The organism is Bradyrhizobium sp. USDA 4454 (assembly GCF_054822705.1).
Window position 1 is genome coordinate 743,346 of record NZ_JBTRCN010000001.1, and the last position, 16,292, is coordinate 759,637.

The 16,292-nt window shown below is 65.2% G+C and carries 16 protein-coding genes; 9 read left to right on the top strand and 7 right to left on the bottom strand.

The annotated features are described in order from the left end of the window. Nucleotides 1-144 precede the first annotated feature (144 nt). The 3 genes from ACVIW0_RS03380 (at nucleotide 145) to ACVIW0_RS03390 (ending at nucleotide 5,636) form a co-directional block, all read left to right on the top strand. Nucleotides 145-1,932 (top strand): acyl-CoA dehydrogenase C-terminal domain-containing protein, encoded by a 1,788-nt coding sequence (locus ACVIW0_RS03380; RefSeq protein ID WP_461351039.1) that lies wholly within the window; start codon nucleotides 145-147, stop codon nucleotides 1,930-1,932. A gap of 137 nt (nucleotides 1,933-2,069) precedes the next feature. After that, nucleotides 2,070-3,278, top strand: coding sequence for an acetyl-CoA C-acetyltransferase (locus ACVIW0_RS03385; RefSeq protein ID WP_461351040.1), 1,209 nt, complete (start codon nucleotides 2,070-2,072; stop codon nucleotides 3,276-3,278). 144 nt (nucleotides 3,279-3,422) lie between these two features. Beyond that, nucleotides 3,423-5,636, top strand: a complete 2,214-nt coding sequence (locus tag ACVIW0_RS03390; protein WP_461351041.1) for a 3-hydroxyacyl-CoA dehydrogenase NAD-binding domain-containing protein — start codon at nucleotides 3,423-3,425, stop codon at nucleotides 5,634-5,636. Nucleotides 5,637-5,953: 317 nt separating this feature from the next. Here ACVIW0_RS03390 and ACVIW0_RS03395 read toward each other — a convergent pair whose 3' ends face one another. Beyond that, complete coding sequence (locus tag ACVIW0_RS03395) at nucleotides 5,954-6,262, bottom strand: hypothetical protein (RefSeq protein ID WP_461351042.1); 309 nt, start codon at nucleotides 6,260-6,262, stop codon at nucleotides 5,954-5,956. 277 nt (nucleotides 6,263-6,539) lie between these two features. After that, nucleotides 6,540-7,157, bottom strand: coding sequence for a glutathione transferase GstA (gene gstA, locus ACVIW0_RS03400; protein ID WP_461351043.1), 618 nt, complete (start codon nucleotides 7,155-7,157; stop codon nucleotides 6,540-6,542). A gap of 130 nt (nucleotides 7,158-7,287) precedes the next feature. Between gstA and ACVIW0_RS03405 the strand changes: the two genes are divergently transcribed. The 3 genes from ACVIW0_RS03405 to ACVIW0_RS03415 all read left to right on the top strand — a co-directional run bounded on the left by ACVIW0_RS03405 (nucleotide 7,288) and on the right by ACVIW0_RS03415 (nucleotide 9,961). Further along, a complete protein-coding gene (locus tag ACVIW0_RS03405; protein ID WP_461351044.1) occupies nucleotides 7,288-7,800 on the top strand; it encodes a MarR family winged helix-turn-helix transcriptional regulator in 513 nt (170 codons plus the stop codon). Between the two features lie 93 nt (nucleotides 7,801-7,893). Beyond that, nucleotides 7,894-9,264: a glutamate--cysteine ligase gene (locus ACVIW0_RS03410; RefSeq protein WP_461351045.1), complete on the top strand. Its 1,371-nt coding sequence runs from the start codon at nucleotides 7,894-7,896 to the stop codon at nucleotides 9,262-9,264. Between the two features lie 178 nt (nucleotides 9,265-9,442). Then, entirely contained in the window at nucleotides 9,443-9,961 is a 519-nt protein-coding gene (locus ACVIW0_RS03415; RefSeq protein ID WP_461351046.1) for a PAN domain-containing protein, read from the top strand. 106 nt (nucleotides 9,962-10,067) lie between these two features. On the opposite strand, the gene ACVIW0_RS03420 is transcribed toward ACVIW0_RS03415, so the two are convergent. The 4 genes from ACVIW0_RS03420 to ACVIW0_RS03435 form a co-directional block, all read right to left on the bottom strand. After that, the gene (locus ACVIW0_RS03420) at nucleotides 10,068-10,634 is read right to left on the bottom strand and encodes a nucleotidyltransferase family protein (protein WP_461357234.1); all 567 of its coding nucleotides are present in this window, start codon (nucleotides 10,632-10,634) and stop codon (nucleotides 10,068-10,070) included. 253 nt (nucleotides 10,635-10,887) lie between these two features. Further along, entirely contained in the window at nucleotides 10,888-11,658 is a 771-nt protein-coding gene (lepB, locus tag ACVIW0_RS03425) for a signal peptidase I (RefSeq protein ID WP_461351047.1), read from the bottom strand. Continuing rightward, entirely contained in the window at nucleotides 11,658-13,082 is a 1,425-nt protein-coding gene (tldD, locus tag ACVIW0_RS03430) for a metalloprotease TldD (RefSeq protein WP_461351048.1), read from the bottom strand. The genes lepB and tldD overlap by 1 nt, the downstream gene beginning before the upstream one ends. Nucleotides 13,083-13,356: 274 nt before the next feature. After that, nucleotides 13,357-13,809, bottom strand: a complete 453-nt coding sequence (locus ACVIW0_RS03435) for a winged helix-turn-helix transcriptional regulator (RefSeq protein WP_461351049.1) — start codon at nucleotides 13,807-13,809, stop codon at nucleotides 13,357-13,359. Nucleotides 13,810-13,938: 129 nt separating this feature from the next. Here ACVIW0_RS03435 and ACVIW0_RS03440 point away from each other — a divergent pair, with 129 nt between their 5' ends. From ACVIW0_RS03440 to ACVIW0_RS03450, 3 genes are read left to right on the top strand one after another with little or no spacing between them, the layout of a single operon-like run. After that, nucleotides 13,939-14,331 carry a DoxX family protein gene (locus ACVIW0_RS03440; protein ID WP_461351050.1) on the top strand — a complete coding sequence of 131 codons (393 nt, stop codon included), beginning with the start codon at nucleotides 13,939-13,941 and terminating at the stop codon, nucleotides 14,329-14,331. A 10-nt stretch (nucleotides 14,332-14,341) separates the two neighbouring features. Then, a complete protein-coding gene (locus ACVIW0_RS03445; protein ID WP_461351051.1) occupies nucleotides 14,342-14,845 on the top strand; it encodes a DsrE family protein in 504 nt (167 codons plus the stop codon). Between the two features lie 32 nt (nucleotides 14,846-14,877). Further along, entirely contained in the window at nucleotides 14,878-15,477 is a 600-nt protein-coding gene (locus ACVIW0_RS03450; RefSeq protein WP_461351052.1) for a TlpA family protein disulfide reductase, read from the top strand. 167 nt (nucleotides 15,478-15,644) lie between these two features. Here ACVIW0_RS03450 and ACVIW0_RS03455 read toward each other — a convergent pair whose 3' ends face one another. After that, on the bottom strand, nucleotides 15,645-16,172 hold the full coding sequence (locus tag ACVIW0_RS03455) for an invasion associated locus B family protein (RefSeq protein WP_461351053.1): 528 nt from the start codon (nucleotides 16,170-16,172) through the stop codon (nucleotides 15,645-15,647). Between the last annotated feature and the right edge of the window lie 120 nt (nucleotides 16,173-16,292).

Here is a 16,292-nt window from a genome sequence, read left to right on the forward strand (position 1 = left end):
GATTAAACCCAATCTCATCGCGCTTTAGTCGCGCTAGCACCTGCCGCGGACCTTCCGAACCGGATAAGGTCCGCTGCAACAAACCAAGGACAAGCTGCAGAGCGTCGGCCGCAGATGCGGCGACGAGCCAGCCGGGAGATCAGCATGCCAACCTACAAAGCCCCCGTCGAAGACGTCAGCTTCCTGCTCAACGACGTTTTCCAGATCGATCGCTACGGCAATCTTCCCGGCTTCACCGATGCGTCGGCCGATGTGCGTGAGGCGATCCTCGGCGAGGCCGCCAAGCTCAGCGAAGAGGTGTTGCAGCCGCTCAATCGCGTCGGCGATCTCGAGGGCTGCAAGCGCAATGACGATGGCAGCGTCACCACGCCGAAGGGCTTCAAGGACGCTTTCAAGCAGGTCGCCGAAGGCGGCTGGCTCGGCCTGTCGGCGCCGGCGGAATTCGGCGGCCAGGGCCTGCCGGTGACGCTGTCGCAGGTTGTCAACGAATTCCAGATCTCCGCCAACATGGCGTTCGCGATGTATGGCGGGCTGACCATGGGCGCGACCGCGGCGCTCCTGGTGCACGGCTCCCCCGAGCAGAAGAAGACCTATGTGCCGAGGATGGTCGCCGGCGAGTGGACCGGCACCATGAACCTGACCGAGCCGCATTGCGGCACCGATCTTGGCCTGCTCCGCACCAAGGCGGTGCGCCAGTCGGACGGCAGCTTCAAGATCACGGGCACCAAGATCTTCATCTCCGCCGGCGAGCACGACCTTGCCGACAACATCATCCACCTCGTGCTGGCGCGCATCGAAGGCGCACCGGCCGGCATCAAGGGCGTCTCGCTATTCGTGGTGCCGAAGGTGCTGGTCAATGCCGACGGCTCGCTCGGTGCGCGCAACGGCGTCAGCTGCGGCTCGATCGAGCACAAGATGGGCATCCACGGCAATTCCACCTGTGTGATGAACTACGACAACGCCACCGGCTGGCTGATCGGCGAAGAGAACAAGGGCATGCAGGGCATGTTCGTGATGATGAACGAGGCCCGCCTCGGCGTCGCCGTGCAGGGCCTGGCGCAATCCGAAGTCGCCTACCAAAACGCGGTTGCCTATGCGCGCGAGCGCCTGCAGGGCCGCTCGCTGACCGGTGCGAAGGCGCCCGAGAAGCCGGCCGATCCGATCATCGTGCATCCCGACGTGCGCCGCACGCTGCTCACCATCCGCGCCTTCAACGAGGCGGCGCGCGCCATGGTGGTGTGGACCGCGCTGAAGAGCGACGTCGCGCACCGCTCCAACGATCCCAAGGATCGTCAGGCGGCGGACGATCACATGGGCCTGATGACGCCGGTGCTGAAGGGCGTGCTGACCGATACCGGGTTCGCCAACACGGTCTCGGCACAGCAGATGTTCGGCGGCCACGGTTATATCGCCGAGCACGGCATGGAGCAGTTCGTGCGCGATGCCCGCATCGCGATGATCTATGAAGGCGCCAACGGCATCCAGGCGCTCGACCTGGTCGGCCGCAAGCTGCCGCGCGACGGCGGCCGCGCGATAATGGCGTTCTTCGGCGAGGTCACGGCCTTCGCCAAGGAGCATGGCGCCGACGAGGCGATGAAACCGTTCATCATCCCGCTCTCGACCGCGCTCGGCCATCTGCAGCAGGCCACCGGCTGGCTGATGCAGAATGCACTGACCAAGCCCGACAATGCCGGCGCCGCCGCGACCGACTACATGAAATTGTTCGGTCTGGTCGCGCTGGGCTACATGTGGGCGAAGATGGCCAAGGTGGCGCAGGACAAGGCCGCCGCCGGCGCCACGCCCTACCTCACCACCAAGCTCGTGACCGGCCGCTTCTTCATGGAGAGGCTGCTGCCCGAAACCGCCGTGCATCTGGCGCGAATCCAGAACGGCAGCGCCACCACGATGGAACTGGCCGCGGAAGCGTTCTGAAGCGTTTTCCAGCGAAGTGGACACCGGTTCGCATGAAGAAAACGCGTCAAACAAGAAAGCCTTGAAAATTGCCGCCGCATTGCTGCGGCGGCGCTTCCTTCCGTATATATTGTGATCCTCATATAAAGGAGGGCGTCATGCCTGAGGCATACATCTACGATCACGTTCGTACCCCGCGCGGCCGCGGCAAGGCCGATGGCGCCCTGCACGAGGTCACCGCGCTGGCGCTCGCCACGGTGCCGCTGAAATCGCTCAAGGAGCGCAACAACCTGCCCGAGGACTCCGTCGACGACGTCGTACTCGGCGTGGTCGATCCGATCGGCGAGGCCGGAAGCGACATCGCCCGCTTCGCCGCGCTGAACGCCGGCCTCGGCCAGAAGGTGCCGGGCGTGCAGATCAGTCGCTTCTGTGCCTCCGGCCTCGACGCCGTGAACTTCGTCGCGGCCCAGATCATGAGCGGCCAGCATGAGCTCGTGATCGGCGGCGGCGCGGAATCGATGAGCCGGGTCGGCATCGGCGCCTCTGGCGGCGCCTGGCCGATGGATCCCTCGATGGCGGTGCCGGCCTATTTCATGCCGCAGGGCATCTCGGCCGATCTGATCGCGACCAAATACGGTTTTTCGCGCGATGATGTCGACGCCTATGCGGTGCAGAGCCAGCAGCGCGCGGCGAAGTCCTGGGACGAGGGCCGCTTCAACAAGTCGGTGGTGCCGGTCAAGGACGTCAACGGCCTGACTATCCTCGCCAAGGACGAGCACATGCGCCCGACCACGACGATGCAGTCGCTGGCGCAGCTGCAGCCGTCCTTCGCGGCGATGGCGGCGATGGCCGGCTTCGATGCGGTGGCGATCCAGTCGCATCCCGAGGTCGAGAAGGTCAATTACGTGCATCACGCCGGCAACTCCTCCGGCATCGTCGACGGCGCCGGCGCGGTGCTGCTCGGCAGCAAGGAGGCGGGCGCCAGGCACGGGCTGAAGCCGCGGGCGAAGATCCGCGCCTTCGCCAATATCGGTTCGGAGCCCGCGATGATGCTGACCGGCCCGGTCGACGTCACCGAAAAACTGTTCGCGCGCTCCGGCATGAAGAAGTCGGACATCGACCTGTTCGAGCTCAACGAGGCGTTCGCCTCGGTGGTGCTGCGCTACATCCAGGCGTTCGACATCGACAATTCCAAGATCAACGTCAATGGCGGCGCGATTGCGCTCGGCCATCCGCTCGGGGCGACCGGCGCGATGATCCTCGGCACCGTGCTCGACGAGCTCGAGCGCACCAACAAGGAAACCGCGCTGGTGACGCTGTGCATCGGCGGCGGCATGGGCACCGCCACCATCATTGAGCGGGTGTAACTGCCGTAGGGTGGGTTGGCCGAAGGCGTAACCCACCATGCCACGGCGCGAAAGGTGGTGGGTTACGCTTCGCTAACCCACCCTACGAGATCGAGACACAACCGCCGCGCCTGAGATCGGTTGCCGGCAGCGAGGGAGCAACAGATGGCTTACAAGAATTTCAAGTTCGAGATCGACGCCGACGGCATTGCGCTGGTCACCTGGGATATCCCCGGTCGTTCGATGAACGTGTTCGACGAGGTCTCCACGCAGGAGATCGGCGAGATTATCAAGCAGACGACCGGCGATCCCACGATCAGGGGCGTCGTCATCACCTCGGCGAAGGAGGCGTTTTGCGCCGGCGCCGACCTCTCGATGCTCGAGGGCATGAACCGCAGCTATGCGCAGCTCTTCGAGGAGAAGGGCGAGGAAGCTGCGAACCAGATGCTGTTCGAGCAGAGCCGCCAGATGTCGTTGTCGTTCCGCGCGATCGAGACCTCGGGCAAGCCATGGGCCGCCGCGATCAACGGCCTCGCGCTTGGCGGCGGCTTCGAGATCACCCTGGCCTGCCACTACCGCATCGCGGCCGACAACCCGAAGACCCGGCTCGGCCTGCCCGAGATCAAGGTCGGCCTGTTCCCCGGCGCCGGCGGCACCCAGCGCGTGCCGCGTCTCGTGCAGCCGACGGATGCGATGCAGCTCCTGCTCAAGGGCGAGGCGGTCAATCTCACGCGTGCGAAGGCGCTCAACCTGATCCACGCCGTGGTGCCCGCGGCCGATCTGATCAAGGCCGCCAAGGACTGGATCAAGGGCGGCGGCAAGGCGGTCGCGCCGTGGGACGAGAAGGGCTTCAAGCTGCCCGGCGGCCTGGTGTTCTCGAAGGCCGGCATGCAGATGTTCCCGGCCGGCAACGCGATCTATCGCCGCGAGACTTACGACAATTATCCGGCCGCGCGCGCCATCATGAGCTGCGTCTATGAAGGCCTGCAGCTGCCGATCGACGCTGCGCTTCGCGTCGAGTCGCGCTACTTCACCAAGGTGCTGCGCTCGAAGGAGGCGGCGGCGATGATCCGCTCGCTGTTCCTGTCGATGCAGGAGCTGAACAAGGGCGCGCGCCGCCCGGCCAACGTGCCGCCGACCAAGGTCAGGAAGCTCGCCGTGATCGGCGCCGGCTTCATGGGCGCCAGCGTCGGTTATGTCTCGGCGCAGGCCGGCATCGACGTCGTGCTGGTCGATCGCGACCAGGAAAGCGCCGACAAGGGCAAGGGCCACGCCAAGACCGTGGTCGACGGCCTGATCGCCAAGGGCCGGATGAAGCAGGAGGCCGCCGACGCCATCCTGGCGCGTATCTCGGCCACGGCAGACTACAACGTGATCTCGGACTGCGACCTCGTCATCGAGGCGGTGTTCGAGGATCGCAAGGTCAAGGCCGACACCTACGCCAAGGCGCAGCCGCTGTTGAAGCCGGACGCGATCTTCGCCTCCAACACCTCGACCCTGCCGATCAATTCGCTGGCCGAAGAGTTCAAGGACCAGGGCAAGTTCATCGGCATCCACTTCTTCTCGCCGGTCGAGAAGATGATGCTGGTCGAGATCATCCTGGGCAAGAACACCGGCGACGTCGCGCTGGCGACCGCGCTCGACTATGTGCGCGCGATCGGCAAGACGCCCATTGTGGTGAACGATAGCCGGGGCTTCTTCGCCAACCGCTGCGTGATGCGCTACATCTCCGAGGGCAACGAGATGCTGCTTGAAGGCGTGCCGCCGGCGATGATCGAGAACACCGCCAAGATGGCCGGCATGCCGGTGGGGCCGCTGTCGCTGCAGGACGAAGTCGCGCTCGATCTCGGGCTGAAGATCACCAAGGCGACCGAGGCCGATCTCGGCCCCAACGCGATCGACCAGGCGCAGAAGAAGCTGATGGTCGAGATGGTCGAGAAGCAGGGCCGCTTCGGCCGAAAGAACGGCAAGGGCTTTTACGACTATCCCGAGAAGGGCAAGGGCCAGAAGAGCCTGTGGCCGGGGCTCGCCAACCTGCAGCCCAAGCAGCTCGATCCCGACACGCTCAGCGTGGAGGAATTGAAGCAGCGCTTCCTGGTGGTGCAGGCGGTGGAAGCCGCGCGCACCGTCGAGGATCACGTCATCACTGACGTGCGCGAGGCGGATGTCGGCTCGATCCTCGGCTTCGGCTTCGCGCCGTTCACCGGCGGCGCGCTATCCTATATCGACTTCATGGGCACCAAGAATTTCGTCGCGCTGTGCCACGCTTTCGAGAAGAAGTACGGCTCGCGCTTCACGCCGCCGAAGCTGCTCGAGGAGATGGCGGCCAAGGGCGAGACCTTCTACGGCCGCTTCCCGCCGAAGAAGCAGGCGGCGTAAGCGCCGTCCCGCTCCGGGACATAGGATAGGATCAAGCCGGTCACCGATCCGACTTGATCCTGTAGCGTGACGGTCACGGCGGTCAAAGTCCCGCCACGCTTGCTCCCAACTGGCACCATGCTGCTGGCATCACTCTTGCTGGTCGATCGAAGACGATCAGCAAGACGACGACCGGGCTGGGGTGTCCTGCAATGCGTTCCGTTCTCAAGGACAGTGCCGCTGAGGCCGCGGGCAAGCGCTCCTTCTCGCTCTCGCCGCCGTCACGGCTTGTTCCGCTGCGATTGCGGCGCAAGGGCCCGTCGTGGATCGGCCTGGTCCTATTCGTTCTGGCCGTGGACCTTGTGCTCGCGGCGGCGGCCTGGAATGCCGTCGATTTCTTCCGCAATTGAGCCGTCATTGTCCGGCGACAGCAAGGCGCCGGCGAGATAGGCGATCTGGTTGACGGCGAGGCAGGCGACGACGATCGGGGCGCCAGTGGCAAAGGCATAGCCGTCGGATTGGAGCACGATGGCCGCGAGCACCGCGATCAGCGGCGATACCAGCATCAATGTCCAAACCCGAAAGTAAAAACTGGTGGCCAGCCCAACGAGCGTGCTGGTCAATAAAAGCGTCAGGGCGATCGTCACATTTTCAGACCAGTTGGAGCGGAGGGCGCGCCGCAGGTCATAGTCGGTCAGTTGGATCGCACGAACAAGGACAGCTACGCTCTCAGCCGGAAGTGCACCGACTTAGCCTTGACTCGTAGAATGCGGATTAAGTTTGATTGTTCCGGCGCGCAGCGAAAGTTTGCACCGCACATCACTCCCTGAAGGCGCGGTGCACCGGCCGGCCAGCGGCTTCATCAGATACGACAGGGCCGGATATTTTCCGGCCCTTCATGTCTGGTGAGGTCGGCTCGAAAACTCAGGCCGCCTTCAGCAGGCCTTCCTTCTTCAGCGCTTCCTGCACCTTCGGGCGCGCCGCGATGCGAGCCTTGTAGGCCGTCACATTCGGCAGGCCGGAGAAGTCGAAGCCGAGCCGGTCCTGCGCCCACATCATCATGGTGAAGAGGTAGCCGTCGGCGACCGTGAACTGGTTGCCCATCAAATATTCGCGCCCGGCGAGCTGGCTCTCGACATATTTGAACTTGCCCATGGCGCGGTCCTTGAAGAACGCCTTGGCGTCGTCTGACAGCACAGGCGAGAACATCGGGCCGAGGTTCTTGTGCAACTCGGTCGTGATGTAGTTCAGCCATTCGAGCAGCTTGTAGCGCTCGTTGGAATCCCGCGCCGGCGCCAGCTTCCGGTCGGCGACCCGGTCCGCGATCATCTGGATGATGATCGGCCCTTCGGTGACCAGTTCGCCGGTGTCCAGCGCCAGCGCCGGCACCTGGCCCTTGGGGTTCACTTGCAGGAAATCGTCACCGTTTTCGAGCTTCTTGGCGCGCAGATCGACCTTGACCAGGTCGTAGGGCAGGCCAGCCTCGAGCAGGGCGATGTGGGGGGAGAGGGAGCATGCACCAGGGGAGTAATAAAGCTTCATGGGGGTATTCCTTCCCTTGTTCTTGGCGTCCGGAGAGGGATTGCCTACATGCGCCTGCATGAAATAGTCAAGATTGATGCAGATGCATTCAGTGCGGTACACTGGGTTCCGGGACCTTATGGGCTAGACGATGAAACGCAAGCTATCGAGCGAGGCGACGGCCGCCTGGATCCGGCTGATGCGGGTGCCGAGCCGCGTGCTCGATTGTGTCGAGCAGGATTTGAAGAAGGCCGGCTTTCCGCCGCTCGCCTGGTATGACGCCCTGCTCGAGCTGTCGCGCGCGCCGTCCGGCGAGCTGCGCCCGGTCGAGCTCGAGCGGCAGATGCTGATCCCGCAATATTCGACCTCGCGGCTGATCGACAAGCTGGTCGACGAGGGGCTTGCCGCCCGGCGCGAATGCAAGATCGACAAGCGCGGCCAGTTCGTCGAGATCACCGAGGCCGGCCGCGAGCTGCAGAAGAAGATGTGGAACGCCTATTCCGCCGCGATCGACAAGCATGTCGGCTCGAAACTGTCCGATGCCGATGCGGCGCGGCTGTGTGGTCTGCTCGACCGCCTCGGCTGCTCCTGCGGCGACGCCAAAGACGACGTCAAGAGCGATACCAAGGCAGCGTCCGCACGAGACGGCGCGCCTGCCCGATGATAGTCCTGATCCCATCATCCGCGGCCGTTGTGGCCCGTGGATGCCCCTGCCACCGCGCGACTTCGATCGAAGCGCCCTTGAGTTGGATTTTCTATGGCGCGTGACCAGATCGACATGACGCCGCTGCAGTCGCGCGACGAACTCGTGGCGTGGATTGAAGCCGGCGTGAAGCCCGAGTCCGAATTCCGGATCGGCACCGAGCACGAGAAGACCCCGTTCACCCTCGAGGGTCACCAACCCGTGCCCTATGAAGGCGCCAAGGGCATCGGCGCATTGCTCGAGGGCATGAAGCTCCTGCTCGGCTGGGAGCCGATCATCGAGCGCGGCAACATCATCGGGCTCTACGACGTCACCGGCGGCGGGGCGATCTCGCTCGAACCGGGCGGACAGTTCGAATTGTCGGGCGCGCCAGTCGAGACCGTGCATCAGACCCAATCGGAATTGATGGCGCATCTGGCGCAGGTGCGCGAGATCGCAACTCCGCTCGGGATCGGCTTCCTCGGTCTCGGCATGACGCCGTCCTGGTCGCGGGCGCAGATCCCCGTGATGCCGAAGGGGCGTTACAAGATCATGCGAAACTACATGCCGAAGGTCGGCAAATACGGCCTCGACATGATGTTGCGGACCTGCACGGTGCAGACCAATCTCGACTTCTCCTCCGAAGCCGACATGGTGAAGAAGCTGCGGGTATCGCTGGCGTTGCAGCCGATCGCGACGGCGCTGTTCGCCAACTCGCCGTTCACGGAAGGCAAGCCGAATGGCTTCCTGTCGTTCCGCTCCGAGATCTGGCGCGACACCGACAATGCGCGCTCGGGCATGATCCCGTTCGCCTTCGAGGACGGCATGGGCTTTGAGCGCTATGTCGACTACGCGCTCGACGTGCCGATGTATTTCGTCAAGCGCGGCGAGGAATATATCGATGTCGCGGGCTCCTCGTTCCGCGATTTCTTCGCCGGGAAGAATGCCGCCTTCCCCGGCGAGCGGCCGACCTTGTCGGACTGGGCCAATCATCTCTCGACGATCTTCCCCGAGGTGCGGCTGAAGCGTTACCTCGAGATGCGCGGCGCCGACGGCGTGCCGTGGGGCCGGCTGCCGGCGCTGCCGGCGTTCTGGGTCGGGCTGCTCTACGACAACGACTGCCTCGATGCCGCCTGGGACATCGTCCGCCACTGGACCACGCCGGAGCGGCAGGCGCTGCGCGACGACGTGCCGCGTTTCGGCTTCAAGGCGCGGATCAAGGACCGCTATCTGTTCGAGATCGCCAAGGAGTGCCTGGTCCTGTCGCATGCCGGATTACGGCGACGCGGCCGGATCGACCATCTTGGACGCGACGAGAGCCGCTTCCTCGAACCGCTCGAGCGCATCATCGAAACCGGCCGTTCGCCAGCGGAGGAGATGCTGGAGAAGTTCAACGGCCCCTGGAAAGGCTCGGTGGAACCGGCCTATCAGGAGTACGCCTTCTAATTCCCACCCGGCCGGATCGAGGCCTGACATGCGGTCCGACGGCGGGGGTGTCGCACCCGCCGTTCATCAGCCGTACAGGTTCATGGCGTTCAAATGACGCCCCGTGGAATGCGCGGGGCTGCGCAAATTTGAAAGCAATCTCATGGGGATAGGCCGCCTCTTTAGGGCGTGTGTGGTGATGTTCGCGGTGTTCGCGGCCGCGGTCGTCGCGCGCCCAGCATTGGCGCAGACCAATTTCGACCGTCCCGGCGGCGACTATCTGAACGCGCCGGTCTCGACCGGCGATCCGGCCGATTGTGCGCTGACCTGCGAGCGCGACCGCCGCTGCCGGGCCTGGAGCTTCAACTATCCGACCGACACCAATAATGGCGCTGTGTGCTGGCTGAAGAACACCGTGCCGTCGCGGGTGCAGGACGTCTGCTGCGTCTCCGGGGTGCGCGGCGCCGGCGTGGTCGAACCGCGCAACGGCGCCATCGAGACCTCGATCGACCGGCTCGGCGGCGACTACAAGAACTTCGAACTGAAGAGCAGCGACGGCGACGAGGCTTGCCAGGCCGCCTGCACCGCCGACAACAAGTGCCGCGCCTGGACCTACGCCCGGCCCGGCTATGCCGGCCGCGACGCGCATTGCTTCCTGAAGAAAGAGATCAAGCCGCCGCGGCGCAAGGCGGGGTTCACCTCGGGCGTGGTGCGCTGACGCGCAACGCGCGTCATTCCGGGGCGATGCGCAGCATCGAACCCGGAATCTCGAGATTCCGGGTCTGGTGCTGGCGCACCATCCCGGAATGACATTGACGGCAAGCTCACTCCGCCTCGAGCACCGTGATCTCAGGCCACAGCGCCTTCCAGCGCGTAGCCTTCGCCGCGTAGTTCGCCGGCGAAAAATTCGCGGTCCGGTTCGGCCGCACGATCATGCTGGCGATATCGGCAAAACCTTTCGGCGCATAGACGTCGTAGCCATCAGCGCTGCGGCGGATGCCGACCTGCACGTTCGCGCTGAGGAAGCGATCGATACCGTCGGTCGAACGCGACAGCGCGGGGTAGGGCACGCCGTGCTTGCCGGGATACCAGAGATGGACGCGGGCCTGGTTGCGGACCTCGATCGCGACGCCGAGGTGGCCGAGCCGCGCCGTGAGGTCGCGGATCACCGCGTCCTCGGCTTCCCACGACGTATCCGGATCGAAATAAAAGACGTCGTAGTCGTTGACGCCGTGGCCGAGCGGCCGCTTCGTCAGCACATTCCACACGCTCTGCACCAGGCAGCCGGCCACCAGCCAGGCATCGGGCAGATCGAGACGATGCAGTTCGTCGGTGATCGCTGGATTGACCGGGTTGCGCAGCGCCGCGGCGAGAAATTGGTCGGAGGTCATCGAGATGCCGTAGGATGGCTGGAGCGGAGCGATACCCATGATTCTGATTGTGCATGAGATCACAAAGCGATGGGTATCGCTTCGCTCCACCCATCCTTCGGGTCTACGCGGTCGTCGCGTCGTGATCCCCGACCGCCTTGTTCGATGCCAGCTACGCCAGCAAAGAATGTAGCCCGGATGAGCGAAGCGATATCCGGGACAGTCTCGGCACAAGCCCTGGACGTCGCTGCGCTCATCCGGGCTACGGGTCCGTCTACTGCACCGAGGTGAAGAAGCGCGCCAGGCGGAAGCCGGACAGCCAGGTCCAGACCGGCTGGCTGCGGATGCCCATGTCCCAGGAGCCGACCACGGCATCGGCGCGGCCGATCAGATTGTCGATCGGCAGCAGGCCGACGCCGCCATCGCGCACCGGCACGCGGCTGTCGGCGGAATTGTCCCGGTTGTCGCCGAGCACGAACAGTTTGCCGGGCGGCACCGTCACCTCGGCGGTGTTGTCGAGCCGGCCGTTGTCGCGGATCTTGAAGATCGCGTGGCTGACGCCGTTCGGCAGCGTCTCGATGTAACGGTAGGCGTCCTCGCCGCCGCCGCGATCATCCTCGGCAAAGCCGGTGCCATCGGGCTTCAGCGCCGCCGGATGATCGTTGATGAAGAGCTGGCCCTGCCGCATCTGGATGCGGTCGCCGGGCAGCCCGACCACGCGCTTGACCCAGGCCTGCGAGCGGTCGCCCGGCCAGCGGAACACAACGACGTCGCCGCGCTTCGGCGTTTCGCCAAACAGCCGGCCGGTCTCCGGCAGCGTGATCTGGATCGGCAGCGACGCCGCGCCGTAGCCGTAGGGGAATTTCGAGGCGACCAGCGCATCGCCGATCAAAAGCGTCGGCTCCATCGAGCCCGACGGCACGTAGAACGGCTCGGCAATCGCGCCCTTGGCGAGGAACACAACGGCCACGATCGCGGCCAGTTGCACGGCCTGCCCGCGCCAGCTGGTTTGCTTGGTTGCCACGACTTCGTTTCCGCTGCTCACTAGCCCGTTCCTCCGACCGTAATCCGTTCCATCCTGAGCGTCGGCTGGCCGACGCCGACCGGCACGCCCTGGCCGTTCTTGCCGCAGGTGCCGATTCCCGTATCGAGCGCAAGATCGTTGCCGATCATGGTGATCCTGTGGAGATCGGTCGGTCCATTGCCGATCAGCATGGCGCCCTTCAGCGGCGCGCCGAGCTTGCCGTTCTCGATCTTGTAGGCCTCGGTGCACTGGAACACGTATTTGCCCGAGGTGATGTCGACCTGGCCGCCGCCGAAATTGGCGGCATACATGCCGTTCTTCACCGAGGCGATGATCTCGGCCGGATCGCGGTCGCCCGACAGCATGTAGGTGTTGGTCATGCGCGGCATCGGTACATGGGCATAGCTCTGCCGCCTGCCGTTGCCGGTCGGCTTCATGCCCATCAGCCGGGCGTTCTGGCGGTCCTGCATATAGCCGACCAGGACGCCGTCCTCGATCAGCACGGTGCGGTTGGTCGGCGTGCCCTCGTCGTCGATCGAGAGCGAGCCGCGGCGCGAGGCCATGGTGCCGTCGTCGACCACGGTGACGCCCTTGGCCGCGACCTGCTGGCCCATCAGGCCGGCGAAGGCCGAAGTCTGCTTGCGGTTGAAATCGCCTTCGAGCCCATGGCCGACCGCTTCATGCAGCATCACGCCGGGCCAGCCGGCGCCGAGCACGACATCCATCTCGCCGGCGGGCGCGGGCACCGATTCGAGGTTGACCAGCGCCTCGCGCAACGCGCCGTCGGCGGCGTCGCGCCAGGCCTTGGTCTCGATGAAGCGGGCATAGCCCTCGCGGCCGCCATAGCCTTTGCTGCCGCTCTCCTGGCGGTCGCCCTGGCCGGCGACCACGGAGATGTTGACGCGCACCAGCGGGCGGATGTCGCGATAGCTTTCGCCGTCGGGCCGCAGGATCTCCACCACCTGCCAGGTCGCGGTGAGGCTGGCCGAGACCTGCCGCACCCGCGGATCCTTGTCGCGGACATAGGCGTCGATCTCGCCGAGCAGTTTGACTTTTGCCTCGAAGGCCGGGCCGTCGAGCGGGTTCTCGTCGCCATAGAGCTTGATGTTGGTGTGCGCCGGCGCCGCGGCGAACGTCCCGGCATAACCGCCGCGCACGGCGGCAACAGCGTCGGCTGCGCGGATCAGCGCCGGGATCGAGACGTCGGAGGAATGCGCATAGCCGACCGCGTCGTCCTTGACGGCGCGGAGGCCAAAACCCTGCGAGGTGTCGTAGGTGGCCTGCTTCAGCCTTCCATTGTCGAACACCAGCGCCTCGGTCTGCCCGAACTCCAGGAACAGCTCGCCGTCGTCGGCACCCTCAAGTCCACGGGCCACCTCGCGGCGGACGGTGTCGCGGTCCAGATTGGCGCGGTCGAGCAGGGAGGTCGTGGCGGGATTGGTCATGGTCACTCCGACGCAGTGCGATTCCGTGGGCGTTCCGTGTCATCCTTGCCTGAAGCGCAGCTGATTGCCAGTGGGGAACCCGGACGCAGGGATTTCGGGCCGATTGAAGCAGAGATGAGCGGAAAACTCATCTTACAACCCGGAAACCTGCGCCGGCCCCCGGTTCAGGCCCGGACGGCAACTGTTCGAGATAGTGTTTGGGGTGGCAAACCGGGAGGGCCTGCGACTGTGACGACGATCACGGCAGCCCCGGGCCATGCTCACCTTGTCGTCATCACCGTGAACGCCGCGCCGCCTTCCGCGCAGGGTCCTCCGGCTCGCCTTGATCGTTCGATGCCGCCGGCTGCGCGGTGCTCCCGGTCGAGGTCGGAAAGCCATGCTCTTGCGCCCACCGGTAGAGCTCGTCGAACACCGGCCTCAGCGCCCTGGCGGACGGCGTCATCTCGTATTCCACCCGCGGTGGCACCTCGGGATAGACGGTGCGCTTGACCAGGCCGTTGGCTTCGAGGTCGCGGAGCTGGGTGGTCAACATGTGTTGGGTCACGCCCGGGATCGACTGCCGCAGCTCGCCAAAGCGGCGTTTGCGGTCGACCAATTGCCAGAGGATGTCGCCCTTCCATTTGCCGGCCAGCACCGACAGCGCGCGATGAAATTGCGCCGACAGGTCGCCATTGCACGGCCCGGACGCCGCCGGAGGTTCGGCAGGCTCAATAGTCAGTTTTTTCATACTACCTCACAAAAAGCATCCTACTTGTTCTTTTCATCTTACTCCCGAATTTAGTGCACCGGAAGGCGCGGGCCTGCTGCCGAGGGGCGGTGGGCTGCGCGGTCGACTTGAACAAGTGGGGAGTCATCCATGTCAGTTGCTGTTGCCGCGGCGCCATCGCGCTGGAAATCCGTCAGCCTCTGGGTCGTCAGGGGATTGCTCGCCTTGGCCTTTGCTGCCGCGGGCGCCGCCAAGTTCTACGGCGTGCCGATGCTGGTCGAGGAATTCGAGCATATCGGGCTCGGCCAGTGGTTCCGCTATTTCACCGGATCGCTGGAGCTCATCGGCGCCATCCTGATCCTGCTGCCCCCGGTCGCAGCATTCGGCGGCGTGCTGCTGAGCTGCGTCATGGTCGGTGCTACGCTGACGCATCTGTTCGTGATCGGCGGCTCGCCGGTGCCGGCGCTGGTGCTGCTGACCTTGAGCGCAATCGTCGCCTACGCCAAGCGCAGCCAGTTCGCCCTGCTCGCGAGCGCGCCGTGAGGTGGCCGCGATGCGCATCTCCCGCCGTATCCTGACGCTGACCGCGGGGCTGGTGCTTGCCTTCGCGGTCCCGTTTGCGGTGACCTTGCTGCTCACCGGTTCGGTTGCGGCGGTTTCCAAGCCTGAACTCAAAAAGCCCGAGCCGCGGGTGCATCATGTGGTGCTGCCGATCAACTCGGACGACCCCACCGTGATGCGGGCGCTGATCTCGACCGCGCTCAACCTCCCGAAATATTATCGGGAGCACAACGAGCCGTTCGAGATCGAGGTCGTCGCCTACAATGCCGGCGTTCACATGCTGCGCGTCGATACCTCGCCGGTGAAGGACATGTTGCGGGTGGTGCGGGGGCTGACGCCCGACATCCGCTTCGTGGTCTGCGAAGCCACCAAGCTCGGCATGGAGCGCGCCGAGGGGCATCCGCTGGTGCTGCTCGACAATGTCGACCTGGTGCCCAACGGGCCCGGTCACATCATCGAATTGCAGGAAGCCGGCTGGTCCTACATCCGCTCGTGAGCGATGCGGATAGCGCAAGGGGAGAACCCGTCATGACTTGTGCTCGCGTGCCCACGCGCCGCGCCGTCGTCGCCGGCCTGATCGGCACCGGCGCCTCGCTCGCGATGCCTGCAACACGGACGCGCGCAGCGTCGGGACCGCCGCAATTCGGCACCGTCAGGCACCAGTTCACGCTCGTGCAAGGCGCCCGCCCGGTGCCGCCGGTTGCGATTCCCGCGCTCGCCGGTGGCGCGCTCGATCTCACCGCGTTCAAGGGAAAGCTGGTGCTGGTGAACTTCTGGGCCACCTGGTGCGCGGCGTGCCGGACCGAGCTGCCGATGCTGGATCGCCTCGCCGCGAGCGGCCGCACCGATCTTGTGGTGGTCTCGATCAGCACTGATCGCAACCGCGCGCTGGTGCCGCCCTACGTCAAGCAGCTCAAGCTCCGCCGCCTTGCGATCGGCTACGATCCCGGCGGACTGGTGTCGCGCGTCGACGCCGCCGAAGTCGACACGCCGTTCGCGCTCTACGGCATGCCGATCTCATTCCTGATCGGCATCACCGGGCAGGTCGAGGGTTACATGATGGGGGAGGCGGACTGGCTGTCCGTGGAGGCAAGCGGGCTGTTCGACTATTATGCGGGCGTCCGCTGAGATTGGCGTGGCCCGGATGGAGCCAACGGGTCGCACGAATGCGCGCCCGTTGACAGGCTCCGCGCAATCCGGGATTGCTCGATCCGCGATTAGAGCGGCCCCGGATTGCGCTGCCCTCCATCCGGGCTACGTGCCTTTGCGTCCTGAGACGCAGCGAAGTGAGCCGCCTAGGGCAATTTGTCATATCCTTCACCGAGCCCGTTCAGGCTCAGCGGAAAGCCGATCCCCTCTTCCGGGGTCTCGAAGATGATGAATGTCGCCGTCTTCGCGTTCTTGAGCTGGCCGAGCAGCTTGTCGTCCATCACGACCTCGGCGACGCAGCCATTGGGCAGGCATCTGACAAAACCGGCGCGGCCGACGTCCTGATTGTCGAGCTTGAGGCCGAGGCCGGAGGGCAGGAGCACGCCGAGCGGGGCGACGACGCGCATCAGGCGGCTCTTCTGGTCGGCCGTCTTCAGCACGATCACGGTCAGGCCGGCATTGGAGCGGTCTTCGGCGACCACGCTCTGGATCAGCGCGCATTGCTCGGCTTGGGCGCCTGGCGGGGTGTCGCAGCGGATCTGCCAGTCGCCGTGGACCGAGCGCACCGCGCCCTGGGCGTTCGCCGCCTGGGTCAGGCCGAAACTGAGGGCCAGAACCAGCAGCCCGCCGAGCCAGCCGGCCTTTCGTCCAGCCTGAATGTTTGAAGCGCCCATCCGGGTCGATCCTTTGAGATGTTTGGTCAGTCCGGCCATTCCGGCCACCGGTCGCACGCGCAAGTCGACTGATACCGCAATAGGGCGCCTTGAAGGCGATCTTGAAGCCATTCCCGCGCC

What these genes read in the sequence shown, in the direction of transcription:
- ACVIW0_RS03380 (WP_461351039.1), top strand. Translation starts at nt 145, where the DNA reads ATGCCAACCTACAAAGCCCCCGTCGAAGACGTCAGCTTCCTGCTCAAC.
- ACVIW0_RS03385 (WP_461351040.1), top strand. Translation starts at nt 2,070, where the DNA reads ATGCCTGAGGCATACATCTACGATCACGTTCGTACCCCGCGCGGCCGC.
- ACVIW0_RS03390 (WP_461351041.1), top strand. Translation starts at nt 3,423, where the DNA reads ATGGCTTACAAGAATTTCAAGTTCGAGATCGACGCCGACGGCATTGCG.
- gstA (WP_461351043.1), bottom strand. Translation starts at nt 7,157, where the DNA reads ATGAAGCTTTATTACTCCCCTGGTGCATGCTCCCTCTCCCCCCACATC.
- ACVIW0_RS03405 (WP_461351044.1), top strand. Translation starts at nt 7,288, where the DNA reads ATGAAACGCAAGCTATCGAGCGAGGCGACGGCCGCCTGGATCCGGCTG.
- ACVIW0_RS03410 (WP_461351045.1), top strand. Translation starts at nt 7,894, where the DNA reads ATGGCGCGTGACCAGATCGACATGACGCCGCTGCAGTCGCGCGACGAA.
- ACVIW0_RS03415 (WP_461351046.1), top strand. Translation starts at nt 9,443, where the DNA reads ATGTTCGCGGTGTTCGCGGCCGCGGTCGTCGCGCGCCCAGCATTGGCG.
- ACVIW0_RS03420 (WP_461357234.1), bottom strand. Translation starts at nt 10,634, where the DNA reads ATGACCTCCGACCAATTTCTCGCCGCGGCGCTGCGCAACCCGGTCAAT.
- tldD (WP_461351048.1), bottom strand. Translation starts at nt 13,082, where the DNA reads ATGACCAATCCCGCCACGACCTCCCTGCTCGACCGCGCCAATCTGGAC.
- ACVIW0_RS03435 (WP_461351049.1), bottom strand. Translation starts at nt 13,809, where the DNA reads ATGAAAAAACTGACTATTGAGCCTGCCGAACCTCCGGCGGCGTCCGGG.
- ACVIW0_RS03440 (WP_461351050.1), top strand. Translation starts at nt 13,939, where the DNA reads ATGTCAGTTGCTGTTGCCGCGGCGCCATCGCGCTGGAAATCCGTCAGC.
- ACVIW0_RS03445 (WP_461351051.1), top strand. Translation starts at nt 14,342, where the DNA reads ATGCGCATCTCCCGCCGTATCCTGACGCTGACCGCGGGGCTGGTGCTT.
- ACVIW0_RS03450 (WP_461351052.1), top strand. Translation starts at nt 14,878, where the DNA reads ATGACTTGTGCTCGCGTGCCCACGCGCCGCGCCGTCGTCGCCGGCCTG.
- ACVIW0_RS03455 (WP_461351053.1), bottom strand. Translation starts at nt 16,172, where the DNA reads ATGGGCGCTTCAAACATTCAGGCTGGACGAAAGGCCGGCTGGCTCGGC.